The organism is Halovivax sp., assembly GCA_007119345.1.
Lineage (GTDB): Archaea > Halobacteriota > Halobacteria > Halobacteriales > Natrialbaceae > Halovivax.
On sequence record SKPV01000182.1, the window covers coordinates 1 to 18,267 of the forward strand.

20 protein-coding genes are annotated in these 18,267 nt (G+C 69.1%); 11 read left to right on the plus strand and 9 right to left on the minus strand.

The genetic code is table 11. The features are described from left to right. Positions 1 to 31 precede the first annotated feature (31 nt). Entirely contained in the window at positions 32 to 385 is a 354-nt protein-coding gene (gene hisE / locus QZT59_RS12275) for a phosphoribosyl-ATP diphosphatase (RefSeq protein WP_290816498.1), read from the minus strand. Then, a complete protein-coding gene (locus tag QZT59_RS12280; protein WP_290816501.1) occupies positions 382 to 849 on the minus strand; it encodes a bifunctional nuclease family protein in 468 nt (155 codons plus the stop codon). The genes hisE and QZT59_RS12280 overlap by 4 nt, the downstream gene beginning before the upstream one ends. Positions 850 to 1,134: 285 nt before the next feature. Here QZT59_RS12280 and hisD point away from each other — a divergent pair, with 285 nt between their 5' ends. Further along, complete coding sequence (gene hisD / locus QZT59_RS12285; RefSeq protein ID WP_290816502.1) at positions 1,135 to 2,406, plus strand: histidinol dehydrogenase; 1,272 nt, start codon at positions 1,135 to 1,137, stop codon at positions 2,404 to 2,406. 135 nt (positions 2,407 to 2,541) lie between these two features. Here the strand turns inward: hisD and pdxT are convergent, their stop codons facing one another. After that, a complete protein-coding gene (gene pdxT, locus QZT59_RS12290) occupies positions 2,542 to 3,153 on the minus strand; it encodes a pyridoxal 5'-phosphate synthase glutaminase subunit PdxT (protein WP_290816505.1) in 612 nt (203 codons plus the stop codon). A gap of 213 nt (positions 3,154 to 3,366) precedes the next feature. Beyond that, positions 3,367 to 3,528, minus strand: coding sequence for a preprotein translocase subunit Sec61beta (locus QZT59_RS12295; RefSeq protein WP_290816508.1), 162 nt, complete (start codon positions 3,526 to 3,528; stop codon positions 3,367 to 3,369). A 260-nt stretch (positions 3,529 to 3,788) separates the two neighbouring features. On the opposite strand from QZT59_RS12295, the gene QZT59_RS12300 reads away from it, so the two are divergent. From QZT59_RS12300 to QZT59_RS12335, 8 genes are all read left to right on the plus strand, one after another. Further along, positions 3,789 to 4,637 carry a hypothetical protein gene (locus QZT59_RS12300; RefSeq protein ID WP_290816510.1) on the plus strand — a complete coding sequence of 283 codons (849 nt, stop codon included), beginning with the start codon at positions 3,789 to 3,791 and terminating at the stop codon, positions 4,635 to 4,637. A 110-nt stretch (positions 4,638 to 4,747) separates the two neighbouring features. After that, entirely contained in the window at positions 4,748 to 5,854 is a 1,107-nt protein-coding gene (locus QZT59_RS12305) for a PAS domain-containing sensor histidine kinase (protein ID WP_290816512.1), read from the plus strand. Between the two features lie 250 nt (positions 5,855 to 6,104). Further along, positions 6,105 to 7,352, plus strand: coding sequence for an aminotransferase class V-fold PLP-dependent enzyme (locus QZT59_RS12310; protein ID WP_290816514.1), 1,248 nt, complete (start codon positions 6,105 to 6,107; stop codon positions 7,350 to 7,352). Between the two features lie 383 nt (positions 7,353 to 7,735). Beyond that, positions 7,736 to 8,056, plus strand: a complete 321-nt coding sequence (locus tag QZT59_RS12315) for a hypothetical protein (protein WP_290816516.1) — start codon at positions 7,736 to 7,738, stop codon at positions 8,054 to 8,056. Further along, on the plus strand, positions 8,057 to 8,404 hold the full coding sequence (locus tag QZT59_RS12320; protein WP_290816517.1) for a hypothetical protein: 348 nt from the start codon (positions 8,057 to 8,059) through the stop codon (positions 8,402 to 8,404). It begins immediately after the preceding gene. A gap of 220 nt (positions 8,405 to 8,624) precedes the next feature. Then, the gene (locus tag QZT59_RS12325; protein ID WP_290816519.1) at positions 8,625 to 9,479 is read left to right on the plus strand and encodes a DUF6159 family protein; all 855 of its coding nucleotides are present in this window, start codon (positions 8,625 to 8,627) and stop codon (positions 9,477 to 9,479) included. 291 nt (positions 9,480 to 9,770) lie between these two features. After that, positions 9,771 to 10,196, plus strand: coding sequence for a Fe-S cluster assembly sulfur transfer protein SufU (sufU, locus tag QZT59_RS12330; RefSeq protein WP_290816521.1), 426 nt, complete (start codon positions 9,771 to 9,773; stop codon positions 10,194 to 10,196). A gap of 67 nt (positions 10,197 to 10,263) precedes the next feature. Further along, positions 10,264 to 10,650, plus strand: coding sequence for a hypothetical protein (locus tag QZT59_RS12335; protein WP_290816523.1), 387 nt, complete (start codon positions 10,264 to 10,266; stop codon positions 10,648 to 10,650). Between the two features lie 54 nt (positions 10,651 to 10,704). Here the strand turns inward: QZT59_RS12335 and QZT59_RS12340 are convergent, their stop codons facing one another. The 5 genes from QZT59_RS12340 to htpX all read right to left on the minus strand — a co-directional run bounded on the left by QZT59_RS12340 (position 10,705) and on the right by htpX (position 15,128). After that, positions 10,705 to 11,238, minus strand: coding sequence for a hypothetical protein (locus tag QZT59_RS12340; RefSeq protein ID WP_290816525.1), 534 nt, complete (start codon positions 11,236 to 11,238; stop codon positions 10,705 to 10,707). 190 nt (positions 11,239 to 11,428) lie between these two features. Beyond that, a complete protein-coding gene (gene radA / locus QZT59_RS12345) occupies positions 11,429 to 12,460 on the minus strand; it encodes a DNA repair and recombination protein RadA (protein ID WP_290816527.1) in 1,032 nt (343 codons plus the stop codon). A 212-nt stretch (positions 12,461 to 12,672) separates the two neighbouring features. After that, the gene (locus QZT59_RS12350; protein WP_290816529.1) at positions 12,673 to 13,317 is read right to left on the minus strand and encodes a hypothetical protein; all 645 of its coding nucleotides are present in this window, start codon (positions 13,315 to 13,317) and stop codon (positions 12,673 to 12,675) included. Between the two features lie 316 nt (positions 13,318 to 13,633). Next, on the minus strand, positions 13,634 to 14,083 hold the full coding sequence (locus tag QZT59_RS12355) for a hypothetical protein (RefSeq protein WP_290816532.1): 450 nt from the start codon (positions 14,081 to 14,083) through the stop codon (positions 13,634 to 13,636). Between the two features lie 157 nt (positions 14,084 to 14,240). Next, positions 14,241 to 15,128, minus strand: a complete 888-nt coding sequence (gene htpX / locus QZT59_RS12360; protein WP_290816535.1) for a zinc metalloprotease HtpX — start codon at positions 15,126 to 15,128, stop codon at positions 14,241 to 14,243. Between the two features lie 604 nt (positions 15,129 to 15,732). Between htpX and QZT59_RS12365 the strand changes: the two genes are divergently transcribed. Further along, complete coding sequence (locus QZT59_RS12365) at positions 15,733 to 16,860, plus strand: 60S ribosomal export protein NMD3 (protein ID WP_290816538.1); 1,128 nt, start codon at positions 15,733 to 15,735, stop codon at positions 16,858 to 16,860. Further along, a complete protein-coding gene (locus QZT59_RS12370; protein WP_290816541.1) occupies positions 16,853 to 17,977 on the plus strand; it encodes a class I SAM-dependent methyltransferase family protein in 1,125 nt (374 codons plus the stop codon). The genes QZT59_RS12365 and QZT59_RS12370 overlap by 8 nt, the downstream gene beginning before the upstream one ends. Positions 17,978 to 18,267 lie beyond the last annotated feature (290 nt).

Below are 18,267 nucleotides of genomic sequence, written 5' to 3' on the forward strand. Positions count from 1 at the left end.
CGACTCGGCTCGACTACGGGAGCCGCCGACCCTACCGTCGCGACTCGAGTTCGACCAGGAGGTCCGCCAGTTCCATCTCCTTCATCGAGAGCAGGACGAGCAGGTGGTAGACGATGTCGGCCGCCTCGTGGGCGAGCTCCGCGCGGTCGTCGTCTTTCGCCGCGAGCACGAGCTCGGTCGTCTCCTCGCCGAGCTTCTCCAGCACCGCGTTCTCGCCTTTCTCGTGGTCGAACAGCGAGGCCGTGTAGGAGCCCTCGGGCCGGCGCTCCTTGCGGTCTTCGATGACCGCGAACAGCTCCGCGATGACCGACGGGTCGACCGCTTCGGGGGCCGCCCGCACCGACCCGCTGGCCTCCTCGGCCGGTCCGTCGCCGTCCGCCGTCATTCGAGCTCCCCTCGGACCTCCCGCAGGTCGGTCAGTTCCTCGAACTTCTCGCGGTCGTCCCGACCGCTCTCGAAGACGGACTCGGCGACCTCGATGGGGACGTTCGTTCGCGCGGCGAGCGCGAGCGAGTCGCTCGGGCGCGCGTCGATCACGACGGAGTCCCGCGGCGTGGTGACGTGGAGGTCGGCGATGTAGGTCCCGCCTTCGGCGTCGCGCTCTTCGATTTCGGTGATGACGACCTTCTCGATGCGACCGCCGAGTTCTTCCATCACGTCGAGCAGGAGGTCGTGGGTGAGCGGACGTCCGATGTCGGCCGCCTCGAGTCCGCGGGCGATGCTGGTCGCTTCCTCGAGGCCGATGAAGATGGGGACGACGTCGTCCTCGCCCTCCACGCCGAGCACCAGGACCGGGACGGGGCCCTGGGGGGTCCCGGCGAGTCGAACCCCGTCGATCTGAGCGTTCATACCGGAGGGACGGGAGCGAGCGGGAAAAATCCCTCCGGCTCCGGCCCGATTCGATCCGGTCCGACTCGGTTCGAGACGGCGCGTCACGACGGTCGCCCCGCGCTTCGCTCCGCGCCCCGCTCTCGCCCATCCCCCGCCGGTTCGCCCCGCGCCCCACTCTCGCCCATCCCCCGCCGGCTCGCTCCGTCCCGCCGGTCGTCCGGGAAAACGCGGTCGCCGACGGTTCCCCGCGTTCAGAGACACCATACGACATAGGTTTATGGGCGAATCGACGGAAGCGTGGGTATGGCCGAACCGACGTATCTGAAGGAAGCGACGGCGTCCGAGCTCGAGATCAACGAGCAGGTGACCGATTCGGTCGCCGACATCCTGGCCGCGGTCAGGACCGAGGGGGACGAGGCCGTCGAGCGCTTCACGGCGGAGTTCGACGACGTCGAACGGGGATCGTTTCGCGTCTCGGAGGACGAGATCGCGGCCGCGGCGGAGGCGCTCTCTGACGAGGATCGGGCGGCGATCGACGCGACGATCGAGAACGTTCGCGCGTTCCACGGCGAGCAACGCGACAACGTCCGGGGCTTCGAGAAGGAGTTCCGACCCGGCGTAACCCTCGGTCAGCGGGTGGTGGCGATCCGGACGGCCGGCGTCTACATTCCCGGCGGAGCCCATCCTCTGGTCGCGACGCCGGCCATGACGATCGTGCCGGCGACCGTCGCCGGCGTCGAGCGGGTGGTCGCGTGCGCGCCGCCCCAATCCGGCGGGTCGGTCGACCCGGCCCAGCTCTACGCGATGGACCGGGCCGGCGCCGACGAGATCTACGCGATCGGCGGGGCGCAGGCGATCGGTTCCATGGCCTACGGCACCGAGAGCGTCCCGGCGGTCGACATCGTGACCGGGCCCGGTAACGTCTACGTCACGGAGGCGAAGCGGCAGGTGTACGGCCACGTGGGCGTCGACTTCCTGGCCGGACCGACCGAGGTGTTGATCGTGGCCGACGAATCCACCGACCCGGCGCTGGTCGCGACCGACCTCCTGGCCCAGGCCGAGCACGATCCGAACGCGAAGGCCGTACTGATCGCGCTCTCGGAGTCGTTCGCCCGCGAGGTGATGGCGGAACTCGAGGATCAGTTCCCGCGCATCCGCACCGAGGAGACCGCCCGCGAGAGCTGGGCGGACAACGGCGAGGTGGTCGTCGCCCCCGATCGCGAGTCCGCCGTCGAACTCGCCAACGAGTACGCGATGGAGCACCTCCAGCTCATGGTCGAACGTCCTCGCGAGCTCGTCGAGGACCTCTACAACTACGGCTCGCTGTTCATCGGCGAGCACGCCCCGGTCGTCTTCGGCGACAAGGCCGTCGGGACGAATCACTGTCTGCCGACGCTGCAGGTGGCGCGCTACAGCAGCGGCATCTGGGTCGGCACCTACCTCAAGACGCCGACGCACCAGGAGCTGACGCCCGAGGGCGCGGCCGAGATCGCCCCGCACGCGGCGAAGATCTGTGAACTGGAGGACACCCACGCCCACCAGCTCTCGGCCGAGGCTCGCCTGCGGGATCGGTGACGGTCGATCGGATCGGCCGGCGAAATCGGCGCCGACGTCGTTCGGCCGACGGCTGCGCGGCGGGTGACGATAGAGGCGCCGACGACGTTCGATCGACGACCGCGCGGCGGATGACGATCGACGGACGCGGGGCGTTCAGTGACCAGCCCGTCGGGCGTCGACCGCCGGGTTCGCGAAGAACACCAGCTCGTGGATCCGATCGTCCGGCGTCAGCTCCGGGTGGAACGAGGTGCCGACGACGGGACCCTGCCGGACCGCCACCGGCCGGCCGTTCCACGACGCGAGCACCTCTGCGTCGCCCACCTCGTCGATGGCCGGCGCCCTGATGAAGACCGCCGGAAACGGCTCCTCGAGGCCTGCCACGTCGAGCGCGGCCTCGAAGCTGTCCTTCTGGCGGCCGAACGCGTTGCGCTCGACGCGCACGTCGATCAGGCCGAGCTCGTCCACCCGGTCGTCCGCCGCGTCGCTCGCGGCGACGATCAGTCCGGCGCAGGTCGCGAGCAGCGGCTTGCCGGCGGCGACGTGCGCGTCGATCTCGGGGGCGATCCCCTCGGCGTGGAGGAGCCGCGAGATCGTGGTCGACTCCCCGCCGGGCATCGCCAGCAGGTCGCAGTCGGGGACGATCCCGGCGTCGCGAATCTCGCGGATCTCGACGGCCCGATCGCGACGGGCGCAGGCCCGCTCGATCGCCTCGGCGTGCTCGGCGACGTCGCCCTGGACGGCGACGACGCCCGCGATCAGTGACATCGATCGCGCCTAAGCGGACGGGTGGTAAAAACCTCTCGCGGACGGCGCGGCGACCGCGGACGGGCCGCTCGAGCGCTCAGCTCCGCCGGATCAGCTCGACGAATCCGACCCCCGTGCCGACGATTCCGGACGGTCCAGACGCTACGCGGACGCGAAAAATCGACGATCGCCCGAGCCGTCCGGGAGAAGAACGTGAAAGATCGCTCGAGCCGCTCAGGAGAAGAACGTGAGCAGCTGGACGAACACGCCCATCAGCACGCCGAAGGCGATGATCGTTTTCGGATCGATCCGGATCGCGTTGCTGTCCTCGGCGTCGAAGTACCGGACGAGTCCGGCACTCGACATCAGTCCGCCGGTGTTTTGACCTCGGTCCATATCCGTCCTTGCGTTCGCCCGGAACTAAACCTTTCGACCGGCGAGGCGGTGAGTCGGGCGAGCCGCCCCGGCAGCGCGAGCGGAGACCGAAGCGACCCGCGAGCTGCGAGGATCCGAACGGAGTGAGATCCTCGGAAACGCGAATGGAGAACGAAGCGATCCGCGAACGGCGAGGATCCGAACGGGGCGAGGATCCTCGGATCGACGAGCGGGACGCGACCATCCGAGATTATTTATCGAATGGTGTGCTCGTAATTGATATGACCTCGAACGCGACGGGAGTGCTCGAGCGCGTCAAACAACCGGAGTACACCGGCGAGAACCGGTGCATCCCGTGTACGATCGTCAACGTCGCCATCGCGATCGTGGTCGCCGCGGTCGCGGCCGTCGCCGCCGCTCCGCTGGCCGGCCCGACCGTGGCCGCACCCGTCGGCGCCGCGATTCTGGCGCTCTCGCTGGTGGCCATCTACCTCCGGGGGTACCTGGTGCCCGGAACGCCGACGCTGACGAAGCGGTACTTCCCGGACTGGCTGCTCGCGAAGTTCGATAAGCTCCCCGAGCAGGAGGCAGAACGGCTGGGCGGATCCGTCGAGGAGGCGGATCGGATCGACCCCGAACGGGTGCTGGTCGACGGCGGCGTGGTCGTCCCCTGCGCCGACGAGGACGACCTCTGCCTCGACGAGCGCGTGCGAGAGCGCTGGCGCGAACGGGTGCTCTCGGTCCGCGAGGACGACCGCCTCGAACGGGCGGCCGGCTTCCTGGAGATCGACCCGGAGACGGCGGAGCTGTACGAACCCGAAGATCGGGACCACGTCGTCCTGCGCTCCGAGAGCGGGACCGCCGGACGCTGGGAGTCGGCGGCGGCGTTCGTCGCCGACGTGGCGGGCGCCGAGGTGCTCGCCGCGGAGCTCCCGGAGTGGTCGTCGTACTCCCTCGAGGCCCGCGGGCACCTCGTCGGCGGACTGCGCGCGTTCCTCGAGCAGTGTCCGAGCTGTGACGGCCGGATCTCGATCGACGGCGAGACCGTCGAGTCCTGCTGTCGCTCCTACGAGGTCTACGCCGTCACGTGCGACGACTGTTCGGCCCGGTTGCTGGAAGTGACCGCCTGAGCGGCGAGAACGGGCCCGAACGGCCGCGCCGGCCCGCCTCCGGGCGCGGACACGTACGGACTGTGTCACTAGCCGGGAGAGTTTTATCGATGAACGAAACAGTACGCACGATGGAGGACGCCGCCGACCCCCACGGTCTCGACGGCGAGGCCGAACTCACGCTCCTCTCCAGGGACGAACTCGAGGAGATGGTCCGCGCGCGAACGGAAGCGCTGGAGAACGTCATGGACACCATGGCGGACCTGCTCCTGACGCTCGACCCGCAGGGGCGGATCGCGATGGCGAACCAGGCGGTCGAGTCGCTGCTGGGGTACGAGCCGTCCGCGCTGGAGGGAAAACCGATCGACGAGCTGCTGGCGCCGCCGGAGGCCACCGACGACGACGCGGTCGACCGCCACGAGGAGTTCCTCACGCGGCTGTTACAGCGGGGAACGGTCACGGACGTCGAGCTCGCCTGCGCGAGCACCGACGGACGGGTGGTGCCGATCAGCCTGTCGGCGTCGGTGATGCAGGATGCGGACGGCGACGTCGGCGGCATCGTCTGCGTCGGCAAGGACATCAGCGACCGGAAGGCGGCCGAGAAGAAGGCCGAGTTCCTCCACTCCCTGCTGCGCCACGACATCGGCAACAAGCTCCAGATCGTCGACGGCTACCTCTCGATCCTCGCCGAAGGCGAGTTCACCGAGCGCGAACGCGAGTACCTGGAGATGTGCGAGAGCGGCGTCGACGAGGCCCTCGAGTTGCTGGAGAAGGTGCGCATGCTCAACCGGCTCGAGGAGGACGAGACGCGGGTGGTGAACCTCTCGAGCCCGATCGAGGAGGCGATCCGGCGCAACCGCGATCTCGCCGAGAGCGACGGCTTCGAGATCGCCGGACCGGACGACGCGAACGTGACCGTCCAGGGCGGCCTGCTCCTGAAGGAGCTGTTCGCCAACCTGATCGAGAACGCCGTCAAGCACTCGGACGGGAGCCGCGTGGAGATCACGGTCGACGAGCGAGCGGACGAGGCGGTGGTCGCGGTCGCCGACGACGGGCGGGGCATCCCCGACGAGGAGAAGGCACGGATCACCGACCGCGGCTACAGCCGGTCCGACTCCGCCGGATCCGGACTCGGAACGTACCTCGCCAGGCGCGTCGCGGAGACCTACGGCGGCTCGCTCGCGGTCGAGGACGCCGACCTGGGCGGCGCCAGATTCGCCGTGACGATCCCGAAGTGAGCGAGGATCCGAACGAAGTGAGGATCCTCGGAAACGCGAGCGGTGAGCGACGCGACCCGCGAGCTGCGAGGATCGAACGGAGCAGGGATCGTCGGGTTGGCGGCCGGTGAAGTCGCGAGCCCGAAGGGCGAGAACCGCGGGTACGCGACCGACGACGAGTTCCCCCGACGCGACGCGGCCCCGTCACCGACCGCGTCAGCCCCCGCCGGGACCGAAGGAGTGTTTTGTCTGCGGACCCCACTTTCGGTCAATGAGTCACCAGCACGTCGAGGCGCTCGACGTCGAGGCCATCCGGGCGGACTTTCCGATCCTGGAGCGGGAGTTCGACGGCAGTCCCCTCGTCTACTTCGACAACGCGGCGACGACCCAGACGCCGGAGCCCGTCGTCGAGGCGATGAGCGACTACTACCGCGAGACGAACGCGAACGTCCACCGCGGCATCCACCACCTGAGCCAGGAGGCGTCGATCGCCTACGAGGAGGCTCACGACCGCGTCGCCGAGTTCGTGGGCGCGAGCGGCGGCCGCGAGGAGCTCGTCTTCACCAAGAACACGACCGAGAGCGAGAACCTGGTCGCCCACGCCTGGGGGCTGCGCGAGCTCGGCCCCGGCGACGAGGTCGTCCTCACGGAGATGGAACACCACGCCTCGCTCGTCACGTGGCAGCAGGTCGCCGAGCGGACGGGCGCCGACGTGACCTACATCGAGGTCGACGAGACCGGCCGGCTCGACATGGACCACGCCCGGGAGTGTATCACGGACGACACCGCGATGGTCTCGGTCGTCCACGTCTCGAACACCCTCGGGACGATCAACCCCGTCGACGAGCTGGCCGACATCGCTCACGAACACGGCGCGTACGTCTTCGTCGACGGCGCCCAGGCCGTCCCGACGATGCCGGTCGACGTCGAGGCCATCGACGCCGATTTCTACGCGTTCTCCGGCCACAAGATGGCCGGTCCCACGGGCATCGGCTGCCTCTACGGCAAGGGCCACCTGCTGGACGAGATGGAGCCGTACCTCTACGGCGGCGGGATGATCCGCAAGGTCACCTTCGAGGAGTCCACCTGGGGCGAGGTGCCCTGGAAGTTCGAGCCCGGCACGCCGCCGATCGCCGAAGCCGTCGGCCTCCACGCCGCCGTCGACTACCTCGAGGGCATCGGCATGGAGCGGGTCTTCGAGCACGAGAAGGAACTGGGAGCGGCCGCCTACGAGGCGCTCGAGAAGGAGGGCGACGTCGAGATCTACGGGCCGGAACCCGGTCCCGACCGCGGCGGGCTGGTGAGCTTCAACCTCGACGGCGTCCACGCCCACGACCTGGCCTCGATCACGAACGACCGCGCGGTGGCCATCCGGGCGGGCGACCACTGCACCCAGCCGCTACACGACAAGCTGGGGGTGGCGGCCTCGGCGCGGGCCTCGTTCTACGTCTACAACACCGTCGACGAGATCGACGCGCTGCTGGACGCGCTGGAGGACGCGCGACAGCTGTTCGCCTGAGGCGCCGGTCGTACATTACTGGACGACGTCTTCGCGAGCGGCGCGGGACCGGCGGTCCCGCGAACTGGTCCCGCGGCTCGCCGCGCGACACGAAGCGAGCGAAGGGCAGCGAGAGCTGCGCTCTCACCAGTCGCAACAGCTGGTCGGCCGAGGCGTCGGCCCCGCCGGGGTGCGCGCCGCAGCCGTACCACTACCACGACGGGAACGAGGAGTCGATATTCGTCCTCGAGGGGCGAGGAACGCTCCGGAGGTCGGCGGTCGAGCCGAAGGCGGCCCGGATCGTCCGCCGTGATCGACCAGCTACAGAACGGATTTTCGGTCCGCAATCGAACGGGAGTATCCTTCTGGAGACATACTTGGCGGCGGAACGCCTCCGAACGCCCATGCGACAGCTGCTTCGAAACGGGACGTTCGCCCGACTGCTCGGCGGGCGGCTCGTCACCAACGCGGGCGACAGCCTCTACTACGTCGCCGCGATGTGGCTCGTCTACGACCTCGCCGGCTCCTCGTTCTACGCCGGTCTCGCCGGAGCGGCAGTCCTCCCAACGGTCGGGGACGCCCTCGGCGGGGCCGACGCCTACGGCTTCCTGCTCGCGGCGATCACCGGCGGGTTTCTCGTCGGCGCGCTCGGCGCGGGCGCGGTCAAGCGATATCCGGTCTCGCGCCGGTGCACCGTCGGCTTCGCGGCGAGCGGCGGACTCTGATTGCTCGCGATCGCCGCCCCCTCGCTCCCCGCGACGGTGGCGCTCTTCGCGCTCGCGTGGATCCCGATCGGGATCTCGAACGTCGTCTTCGTGGCGTTCGTCCAGTCGGCCGTCCCCGACGACCTCGTCGGCCGGGTCGTCTCGCTCGCGACCAGTGCGTCGGCCGCCGCCATGCCCGTCGGCGGCGCTGGCGGCGACGTCGTCGGACCGACCGCGGTCGTCGCCGCGCTCGGGGCGGCGTTCTTCTGTCTCTCCGGTTACTGGCTCGTCAACCCGCTGCTCAAGCGGTTTCCGGCCGTCGACCGCGTCGATCCCGAGGCGTTCGGGCTGGTGCGGGCGACCGAGTGATCGCGCGCGGATCGTCCGGGACGAGGACGCCCGGACGGCCGATCCGAGAGGGTACGCTCACGTGCCCCGATGCGGCGCGTTCGCCTCAGAGACGACGATCGGCGACGGTCGGAAGCGAGGGCGCCCCGCGTCGATGGATGCGCCCGGGCGTGCCGGAGAGAGCGTTCGATCGAAACGAATCTACAACACATATATCAACCGAGAACAACGTGCGCAACGAATGAAGATCATCCAGCGACTCAAGGTCGGGTTAGTTCTCACGAAGGACGCCCTCCTCGTAATGCGACACAACCCGAAGCTGTTCGCGTTCCCGATCGTCAGCGGCGTTACCGGCCTCACCTTCCTGGCGACGTTCCTCGGCGTGACGTTCGGACTGATGGCGATCACCCCCGAGGGCGGCGTGCTGGTCGGACTGGCGCTCGTCTACCTGAGCCTCACGTTCGTCTCGACGTTCTTCACCGCCGCGCTGGTCCACCAGACGCGGGCGGTGCTCGCCGGCGAGGACGCGTCCCTGCGCGCCGGGATGAGCGCCGCCTGGGCGCGCAAGACGCCGATCCTGATCTGGTCGATAATCAGCGCGATCGTCGGGGTGATCCTCAACAGCCTGTCGAACTCCGACTCCTCGGGCGCCTCCCGGGGCATCGCCGCGGGGCTGTCGATCGCTTGGACCGCGCTGACGTTCTTCGTCGTCCCCGTCATCGTCTTCGAGCGCGAGGGCGTCGTCGGGATGTTCACGCGCAGCGCCAGCGAGTTCAAGAACGCGTGGGGCGAGACGACCATCAGCCTCGGGGCCGTCCAGGTCATCTCGTTCGCGGTCACGATCCCGTTCTTCCTCGGCGCCTACGCGCTCGCCGGGACCAGCGTCGTCGCCGCCGCGGGCGTCCTCCTGGCCGGAATCTCGCTCGCGTTCGTCCTCACCCAGACCCTCCAGGGCGTCATCAGGACCACCCTCTACCTCTACGCCACCGAGGGAGTCGCGCCCGAGGAGTTCGACGACGTCGACTTCGAGGGACTGGCCGAGGAGCGGATCCAGAAGCGAGCGACCGCGTCGCCCGGCGGCTTCGTCGGGAAGTGATCGCGTACCGGTCGGACTGAACGCGCCGCAGACAGCCCGTCCGACGCGTCGAACGTACCCTGCGGGGGCGGGCTGGGGACGGTCCGCAACCGAGTTATCGAACCGCATCGACGGACCGACGGTCCGCCGCGGAGTCCGCAGGTCCGAGGAGTCCCATTACGGACGCGGTCGCGTGGGACGCGGCCGCGACCGGCGGTGAGCGACCCGGAGCCCCGCACCCGGACGGCGAGCGTTCCGAATCCGAGACCAGTCGGAACCCTTTTCGCCCGACCGGCCATACTTCGGGCAACGATGGGACTCGGCTCGGACATGTACCGGCAGCAGATCCTCGATCACTACAAGAACCCGCGTAACTACGGTGAACTCGAGGATCCCACGTTCAGCCACGTCGGCGAGAATCCGATGTGCGGCGACGAGATCCGCATCGACGTCGACCTCTCCGAGGACGGTGACGAGGCGGTGATCGAGGCGGTCGCCTTCTCCGGCGACGGCTGCGCGATCAGCCAGGCCGCCGCGAGCATGCTCTCGAGCGAGCTCCAGGGCAAGACCGTCGACGAGCTGCTCGAGATGGACCGCGACGACGTCACCGAGCTGCTCGGCGTCGACATCTCCCCGATGCGGGTCAAGTGCGCCGTGCTCGCCGAGAAGGTCGCCCAGGACGGCGCCGAGATCTACCGCGGCGAACTCGACAAGGAGAAGACGACGACCGAGGACTGACGGACCGTTTTCCCGCGGCGTCGCTCGCGAGCGTCACCCCTACCCGTTCGTCGGCCCGCCGTCTCACATGGTCGGAACGGCGATCGGCTTCGTGCTCGGGGCGATCGTCGGCGCGATCGCGACGGCCGCCGGCTCCACGGTGCTCTACTGGAAGCGCGAGCGCGACGCCACTCGTCGGCTGCGGCGGGCGCTTGCCGAGGAGGTTCGAACGTACGAGTACCTCGACGAGATGGTCAACGACGGGGACTACGAGCCGGTGACCGAGCGGGTCGAGGAGCCGGTCGTCTACGAGTCGGCGGCGGGAGAACTCGGTCGGCTCGACGAGAGGGAAATAGACGCCCTCGTGGGGTTTTACGGCGACGTTCGCTGGCTTCGCGGATCCAGGATCCGGAGGACAAGAAGGCGCGGATCGAGGCGGTCGTCGAGCGACGACGGGACGCGCTCGCCACGATAACCGAGTAGGTCCGAGCGGGTCGGTTCGTCGGCCGGTCACCGCCGCGGATCCGACTTACAGGTCGCAGTCGAAACACCAGAACTCCTCGCAAAGTCGTTCGTGGCGCTCCGAGTCGATGTCGGGCACGTCGAGGAGTTCGTCCATGTCGCAGTACGGCCGATTGGTCACGATCCGATCGAAGAGTTCCTCGTCGAAGCCGGGAAGCGCGACGACGCGATCCAGCGGGACGAGGTTGATCTCGCGTTTGAACTCGCCCCACTTCGGGTCGCCCTCCCAGACGGTGTCGGCCTCGAGCGCGCGCTCGTGGGCTTCCTCGACGCCGCAGCCATCCGCCCGGGCTTCGATCTCGGCGAGTTCGTGATGCAGGACGTATTTCTCGTACGGTCGCAGCAGTTCGGTGAGCCACACCTCGTTCACGGGGACGTTCATCCGCTCGGCGGCCGGTGGGGCGATGCGCTGGCCGTCGTACTCCACGTTGTAGAAGGCGTTGTACTTCGCCATCACCTCGTGGGGTTTGTAGACGATCTCGTAGCCGATTTCCTCCATCTCGGCCCGCGGATCCGGGCGCGTCGGTGATGCGCGAGACATGATTGCCAGTAGATACGGATCGCACGAAGTCGTTGTGGTTGGGCCGCGACGGGCGCATGGTTGCTCCCGGTCGAGCGACACCGAGGCCGACGGAGCGGCTCGAGGAACCGCATCCTCGCGAGTGTCGTGCACAGAGAGTCTCTCACTCCGGGACCACGAGGCGGAAACGATCGGCGGGAAACCGGTCGGATTACTCCGGCTTCAGGCCGCCGTCCTGGACGCGCATGACGGCCTCGCCGTCGGGGAGGTTCGGGGCGTCGACGAGGCGGACGATCCGCTTGTCGCCCTTGGACTTGCGCAGGTACATCCGGAAGGTGGACTTGTGGCCGAGGATGTTGCCGCCGATCGGCTGGGTCGGGTCGCCGAAGAACGAGTCGGGGTTCGAGGCGACCTGGTTGGTGACGATGACGGCGGCGTTGTAGAGGTTACCGACCTTGTCGATGTCGTGGAGGTGCTTGTTGAGCTTCTGCTGGCGGCCCGCGAGTTCGCCCCGGCCCACGTACTCGGCGCGGAAGTGGGCGGTCAGCGAGTCGACGCAGAGCAGCCGGACGGGGTACTCCGAGTCCTCGTGCTCGCTCGCGAGCTCCTTGGCTTTCTCCGCGAGCAGCATCTGGTGGTTCGAGTTGAACGCCTTCGCGACGTGGATCTTCTCCAGCATGCTCTCGATGAGGGCGTCGACGGCGTCCTCGTCGTCGGCCGAGCCCTCGATCTCGCGGTCCTCCAGGGCGGCGTCGATGGCCTCGTCCGGGAGCCCGCGGACCATGTCGTCGATCCGCTCGGGGCGGAACGTGTCCTCGCTGTCGACGAAGATGCACGAGCCGTGGAGGCCGCCGACCTCCTGGGGGAGCTGGACGTTGACCGCCATCTGGTGGGTGACCTGAGACTTGCCGGAGCCGAACTCGCCGTAGACCTCGGTGATCGATTGGGTCTCGATGCCGCCGCCGAGGAGGTCGTCGACCTCGTCGATGTGCCAGGTGAGCTTGCCGATCTTGTTCCGCCGCTCGAGCACCGTCGAGCCGGTCTCGAAGCCGCCGACGTCCGCCGCGTCGCGGGCGGCGCTGACGATGTCCGCGGCCGTCGACTCGCCGACGTCCGCCGTGTTCGAGAGTTCGGAGGGGGAAGCGACCGCCAGGCTCTGGTAGGAGTCGAAGCCGGCGTCTTTGAGTTTGTCCGCCGTAGCCGGGCCAACGCCCGGGAGCGTCTCGAGGTCTGCGTCTGCCATACCAGGTCGTTGCCCCGGACCCCGCATAAACCCCCGTATACAGGAGAGTGAAAGTGAAAGTGGAAGGGGGCGTCGGGGTCGGTTCGAACGGAGTCGTCACGTTCAGAAGGGATGGCGAGCGAGACGTGGCGGCGGTCACGAAGCTCGGCCGGTGGAGGGCGACGGGGACGGGCGCCGACCAACCCGGGAGCGAGCGTCGCGGGTGACCCCGATCACTCCCAGGGGTGCGTCCCGCCCTCGCTCGGCCACAGCGGGTACCAGTACTCCTTCTCGGACTCGATCTCGAGTTCGCCGTCGAGGACGGCCTCGAGCTTGAACTCGACGCTCGAGTCGCGTTCGCGGCCGGGCCGCGGCGCGAAGGGGTAGAAGGCGCCCCGGCGGAAGGAGTAAATCCAGTAGGCAGGCTCCGTCACTCCGGCGGCTCCGTCTCGACGGCGCTCCGCGCTGTCGCCGCTCCGGTAGGCGAACAGCGCGGCCAGCAGTCGCGAGCCGTAACCGCGTTCGATGAACGTGTCCGCGGCGAAGTGGATGCTCGTGATCAGCTCCTCCGGGTCGTCCTCCTCGATGACGACCCAGTGATAGCCGTGGTCGTCCTCGCGGACGTCGAAGTCGGTGCCGGTCTCCTCGCGACCCGCCTCGAGGATGGCCTCCACCTCGTCGACGGCGGACCGGAAGGACGTGGAGTCGACGCCCGAGAAGCACAGCGCCCCGACGTCGAGCGACTCGAACCCGAGTTCCGCCTCCATCGTGAGGTAGGCCGTGCTCATCCCGAAGAGGTCGTCCGGATCGGCGTCGCGGCGAGCGTCGGCTTCCGCGCGCAGTCCGAGCGCCGCGCGCAGTCCGTCGAGCAGTCCCATACGTCGGATCGGTCGCGTTCCCCTACAAAAGTTGCTCTCCGCGGCCGGAAACCGGTCGTCGCCTTCGGAACGCCGCCGGGCGAGTCGAAGCCGGGCGAGTCACCTCCGGAACGCCGCCGGGCGAGTCGAAGCCGGGCGAGTCACCTCCGGAACGCCGCCGGGCGAGTCGAAGCCGGGCGAGTCCCCCCGGTCCACCGCCGGGCGATCCCACACCGGTCGGGCGGCCTCCGGAATGCGCCGGTCGGCGCGTCCTCCACGACGATTCGGCCGACCGACAGCCTCACGGGACCGTCCGATCGATCGCGCACCCCGTCGTTCACGGCGGCCGCGGGCCGCGGTCGAGAAACTCGCCGACGTCGTCGGGTTCGCGCGTCCTGGCGAACTCGAGGTACGGTTCGAGCGCCCGACCCCGGCCGGTCAGGGTGACGCCGCACGTCGTGGGATCGTAGTCGACGACGCCGTAGTCGACGAGTTTCGGCACTTCGGCGTGGTACAACGCGGTGCGCTCGCGCCGTTTCGCCTGGTCCGACGGCTCGACGGCTCCGGTCTCGGCCTTCCGGGCGGCGAGACGGGTCGCCAGTTCGTCGAGGTGGACCGATCCGCCGCGCGCCGATAGTACGTAGAGAACGTACCGACGGCGGTCCTGGGCGAGGAGATCGAACGCGGTCCCCGGCGTCAGCGCCGGTTCGCCGCCGTCGGCGGATCGGCCGAGCGGTTCGACGGCCGGCGGCGACCCGTCCGCGCCGGACGTTTCGTCCTCGCCCATAGGTAACAACCCACGTTCCAGAAGGGTAAACGCCGGACTTGCGTAATCCTGTGCTGGTTCGGACGGCGGAGTCGAGTGTACGACGTCGGTGGACGAGACCGTCCGATCCGTCGGTACTGCTGGGGTCGGCGGGGCACCGCCGGGGCCGCCCGGCGGCTCACCGCGTCTCGAGCTGGCGCTCCAGTTCGCGCAACTGCTCGACGCGCTTTTCGGTCGGCGGGTGCGTGCTGAACAGCCGGCCGACGACGCCCGACTTCAGGGGGATGATGAAGAAGGCGTTCATCTCGGCTTCCTCGCGGAGGTCGCGGTCGGGCACCTTCTCCACCTCGCCGGCGATCTTCAACAGCGCGGACGCCAGCGCCGAGGGCTTGCCGGTGATGGCCGCGGCGCCGCGGTCGGCGGCGTACTCGCGATAGCGCGAGAGCGCACGCATCAGTACGTAGCTGATGATCCAGACGACCAGCGAGATCAGGATGGCGACCATGATCCCGCCCCCACCCCGGCCGCCGCCGCGACCCCGACCGCCGCCGAAGAACGCGCCCCAGCGGACGAACATGAACGCGATCGTCGCGAGCAGGGAGGCGAACGTCATCACCATCATGTCGCGGTTCTTCACGTGCGCGAGCTCGTGGGCGATGACGCCGTCGAGCTCGTCGCGGTCGAGCGTCCGCAGCAACCCGGTCGTCACCGCGACCGCCGCGTTGGCCTGGTTGCGCCCGGTGGCGAACGCGTTGGGAACCTTCGAGTCGACGACCGCCACCGTCGGTTTCGGCAGGTCCGCCTGCTGGGAGAGTCGCTCGACCGAGGCGTGCAGCTGCGGGTACTCCTCGGCCGACACCTCCTTCGCGCCCATGCTCCTGAGCGTGAGGGTGTCGCTGAAGTAGTACTGAACCAGCGAGAAGCCGCCGAAGATGGCGGCGAAGAGCAGGGGTCCACCGCCCGTGTACGCCGTGAGCGAGCCGGCGAAGACGATGTACAGCGCGAACAGCAGGAACATCGTCACGAACATCCTGAACCGGAGTCCCCAGTCCGCCTGCCACTGCATGTGCGGGCCTACGCACCAGGGAGGGATAAGTTCGACGCGGCTAGAGGTAGCGCGACGATCGATCGAAACCCGCCGCGTACCGACGACGGACGGCTACCGCCGTGTCGGAACGGACCACCATCGGAGGACGAGCGCTCGCAGTCGTCTCTGCGAGGTGGACCTGTCGGGCGTCGGATCCGCTATCGCGGTCCGCAATCGAACCCCCTCGTTTCGCGTGGAAACGTCGGGACAGCGGGACGTCTGACGCGCGAGTATCGAGGTCGGTCTGACGGGCGTCTGACGGGATCGAACGGGCGGCGACGTCGCCGTTCGTCGACTCGGGGCGAGCCGCCGCGTCTCGGACCGTCGATGCGGTGTTCGGCGACGACGATCGGCCGCGGACGGCGGCCTCTCGCCCGAATCCCCGGTCGGTCGGTTCCGAACGACTCACTCACCAGGCGATAGCTCGCCCGATCCTCATCGAACGGCTCACGTTTCGATTGCATCCCCGTCCCCGATCGAAAGTCTCGCGATGTGATTCGAGTTTCCCTCGCCCGGTCGTCTCCGCGGACGGAGACGGTCGCCGAACGCGTCGCTTATCCGAATCCGCTCCCAACTCCGGGCGATGAGCGACACGCGCGCGTTCTGTCCCCGTTGCGGGGATCCGGTTCCCGACCGTCCGTCGAGCGAGGTCCCGGGAGCGGCGGATCCGCTTCGCCCGTCTGCGACGGTCGAACTCTGTGACGCGTGTTACTTCGACGACTTCGACTTCGTGGACGCGCCCGACCGGATCGACGTCCGGGTCTGCTCGCAGTGCGGCGCGGTCCACCGGGGCAGGCGCTGGGTCGACGTCGGCGCCGAGGACTACACGGACGTCGCGATCGACGAGGTCGCCGACGCCCTCGGCGTCCACGTCGACGTCGCGGACGTCGCCTGGCAGGTCGAGCCCGAGCAGGTCGATCCCAACACGATCCGGATGCACTGTTGCTTCACCGGGACCGTCCGCGGCGAACCGGTCGAGGACCACGTCGTCGTCCCCGTGCGAATCGCCCGCCAGACCTGTACCCGCTGCGGGCGGATCGCCGGCGACTACTACGCCAGCGTCGTCCAGTTACGGGCCGCGAACCGCGCGCCGACGAGCGAGGAGGTCGAGCGCACGAAGACCATCGCGAACCGGGTGGTCGCCGACATGGAGGCGACGGGCGACCGCAACGCGTTCGTCACCGAGATGAGCGAGGTCGACGAGGGACTGAACGTCAAGGTCTCGACCAACAAGATCGGCAAGAAGATCGCGAACAAGGTCGTCGAGGAGTTCGGCGGGAGCGTCACCGATTCGGAGACGCTCGTCACCGAGGACGAGGACGGCAACGAGGTCTACCGCGTGACGTTCGCCGTCCGGCTGCCGCCGTTCACGCCGGGCGACGTCATCGACCTCGCCGACGACGACGGCGGGCCCGTGCTCGTCCGGAGCGCCCGGGGCAACCTCAAGGGGCTCCGCGTCACGACCGGCGAGCGCTACGAAGCGAGCTACGAGGAGGGAAACGCCCCCGAGGCTCGCAAGCTCGGAGAGATCGACGACGCCGTCGAGACCACCGTCGTCGCGGTCGAGGACGCGAACGCGGTCCAGGTGCTCGATCCCGAAACGTACGAGGCGAAGACGATCGCCCGGCCCGACTACTTCGATCCCGAGGCGGAGACGGTTCCCGTCCTGAAGAGTCGCGCCGGTCTCCACGTCCTCCCGGACGATGACTGAGGAGGAGCGGCGGGACGGGATCGGGACCGGACCGCCGGCGGAGCCGGCCGAGAGGGCCGACGATCGGCCGCTCGCCGCCGTCGTCCCCAAACCCGAGGCCGAGATCGCCATCGAGTCCCTCCGGGCGGAGGGCGTCTACGACGGGGATCGGCGAGTCCGCGAGTACGACGCGAACCACGTCGCCCTGCCGGTCACCGAGCCCCCGTCGGAGCCGCGCGTCCGCGAGGTCGTCCGGCAGGTCGATCCCGACTACCGGACGCGGGACCTCGAGGGACTGCTCGCCGAGCGCGGCTGGAGCGACGCGGCGCTCGCCACGGCGCCGGGGTCGTGGGCGGTCGTCGGGAGCGTCGTGCTCGTCACGCTCCCCGACGACTGTGCGGACGAGGACGACGTCGCCGACGCGCTGCTGGAACTCCACGGCGGCGCCGAGACCGTGCTCGCCGACGAGGGCGTCTCGGGCACGTTCCGCGAACCCGCGACGCGCCACCTGGCGGGCGAGCGCGACACCGAAACGGTCCACGTCGAACACGGGACCCGCTACGCCCTCGATCCGGCGGCGGTCATGTTCTCGCCCGGCAACGAGGCCGAACGGGTGCGCATGGGCGACGTCGTCGAGGCGGGCGAGACCGTCTTCGACATGTTCGCCGGGATCGGCTACTTCACGCTCCCGATGGCCCGCGCCGGCGCGCGGGTGACGGCGACGGAGGCGAACCCGACGGCGTTCCGGTACCTGCTCGAGAATGCGGCGCTCAACGACGTCACCGACCGGGTGGACGCCTACCGGACCGACTGCCGCGAGCTCGCGGACGAGCTCTCCGTCGATCGCGTCGTGATGGGCTACTACGGCGAGGCCGACGGGACGGACGACGCGGGCCACGGCTCGCGGACCGACGAAGCCGAGGCGTTTCTTCCGGCCGCCCTCTCCGCGCTCGAACCGGGCGGAACCGTCCACTACCACGAGGCGACGCCCGAGGCGCGCTGCTGGGAGCGCCCGCTCTCCAGGCTCGAATCGGCCGGTCGCCAGGCCGGCCGCGACCTCGCCGTCCGCGAGAAGCGGCGGGTCAAGACCCACAGCGCCGGCGTCGTCCACGTCGTCGTCGACGCCGAGGTCGAGTGATCGGGCGGGTCGCCGAGGTCGGGTGATCGGACGGGTCGCCGAGGTCGGGCGATCGGGCGGGTCGCCGAAGGCCGTCGCGTCAGCGGTGGCGATTATTTTCGACGAACGAGCCCACCGCGTCGACGGAGGCGTACGCGGGGTCGCGGTCGAGACATTCATGCTACCCGAGTACGAGGTCTCTTCGTATGAACTCGAACCAGATCATCGCGCTCCTGTTCGCGTTCCTCATGGTGTCGTCGATGGTCGCCTGGGGCGCGATGTACGTCTTCTGAGGCGGTACGTCTTCTACG

Excerpts from the sequence above, each read along its gene's own strand:
- pdxT (WP_290816505.1), bottom strand. The coding sequence starts at position 3,153 with ATGTCACTGATCGCGGGCGTCGTCGCCGTCCAGGGCGACGTCGCCGAG.
- QZT59_RS12350 (WP_290816529.1), bottom strand. The coding sequence starts at position 13,317 with ATGGGACTGCTCGACGGACTGCGCGCGGCGCTCGGACTGCGCGCGGAA.
- QZT59_RS12340 (WP_290816525.1), bottom strand. The coding sequence starts at position 11,238 with ATGTCTCGCGCATCACCGACGCGCCCGGATCCGCGGGCCGAGATGGAG.
- QZT59_RS12335 (WP_290816523.1), top strand. The coding sequence starts at position 10,264 with ATGGTCGGAACGGCGATCGGCTTCGTGCTCGGGGCGATCGTCGGCGCG.
- QZT59_RS12295 (WP_290816508.1), bottom strand. The coding sequence starts at position 3,528 with ATGGACCGAGGTCAAAACACCGGCGGACTGATGTCGAGTGCCGGACTC.
- QZT59_RS12325 (WP_290816519.1), top strand. The coding sequence starts at position 8,625 with ATGAAGATCATCCAGCGACTCAAGGTCGGGTTAGTTCTCACGAAGGAC.
- QZT59_RS12370 (WP_290816541.1), top strand. The coding sequence starts at position 16,853 with ATGACTGAGGAGGAGCGGCGGGACGGGATCGGGACCGGACCGCCGGCG.
- QZT59_RS12315 (WP_290816516.1), top strand. The coding sequence starts at position 7,736 with ATGCGACAGCTGCTTCGAAACGGGACGTTCGCCCGACTGCTCGGCGGG.
- QZT59_RS12305 (WP_290816512.1), top strand. The coding sequence starts at position 4,748 with ATGGAGGACGCCGCCGACCCCCACGGTCTCGACGGCGAGGCCGAACTC.
- QZT59_RS12300 (WP_290816510.1), top strand. The coding sequence starts at position 3,789 with ATGACCTCGAACGCGACGGGAGTGCTCGAGCGCGTCAAACAACCGGAG.
- hisD (WP_290816502.1), top strand. The coding sequence starts at position 1,135 with ATGGCCGAACCGACGTATCTGAAGGAAGCGACGGCGTCCGAGCTCGAG.
- htpX (WP_290816535.1), bottom strand. The coding sequence starts at position 15,128 with ATGCAGTGGCAGGCGGACTGGGGACTCCGGTTCAGGATGTTCGTGACG.
- QZT59_RS12310 (WP_290816514.1), top strand. The coding sequence starts at position 6,105 with ATGAGTCACCAGCACGTCGAGGCGCTCGACGTCGAGGCCATCCGGGCG.
- QZT59_RS12365 (WP_290816538.1), top strand. The coding sequence starts at position 15,733 with ATGAGCGACACGCGCGCGTTCTGTCCCCGTTGCGGGGATCCGGTTCCC.
- sufU (WP_290816521.1), top strand. The coding sequence starts at position 9,771 with ATGGGACTCGGCTCGGACATGTACCGGCAGCAGATCCTCGATCACTAC.
- QZT59_RS12280 (WP_290816501.1), bottom strand. The coding sequence starts at position 849 with ATGAACGCTCAGATCGACGGGGTTCGACTCGCCGGGACCCCCCAGGGC.
- hisE (WP_290816498.1), bottom strand. The coding sequence starts at position 385 with ATGACGGCGGACGGCGACGGACCGGCCGAGGAGGCCAGCGGGTCGGTG.
- radA (WP_290816527.1), bottom strand. The coding sequence starts at position 12,460 with ATGGCAGACGCAGACCTCGAGACGCTCCCGGGCGTTGGCCCGGCTACG.
- QZT59_RS12355 (WP_290816532.1), bottom strand. The coding sequence starts at position 14,083 with ATGGGCGAGGACGAAACGTCCGGCGCGGACGGGTCGCCGCCGGCCGTC.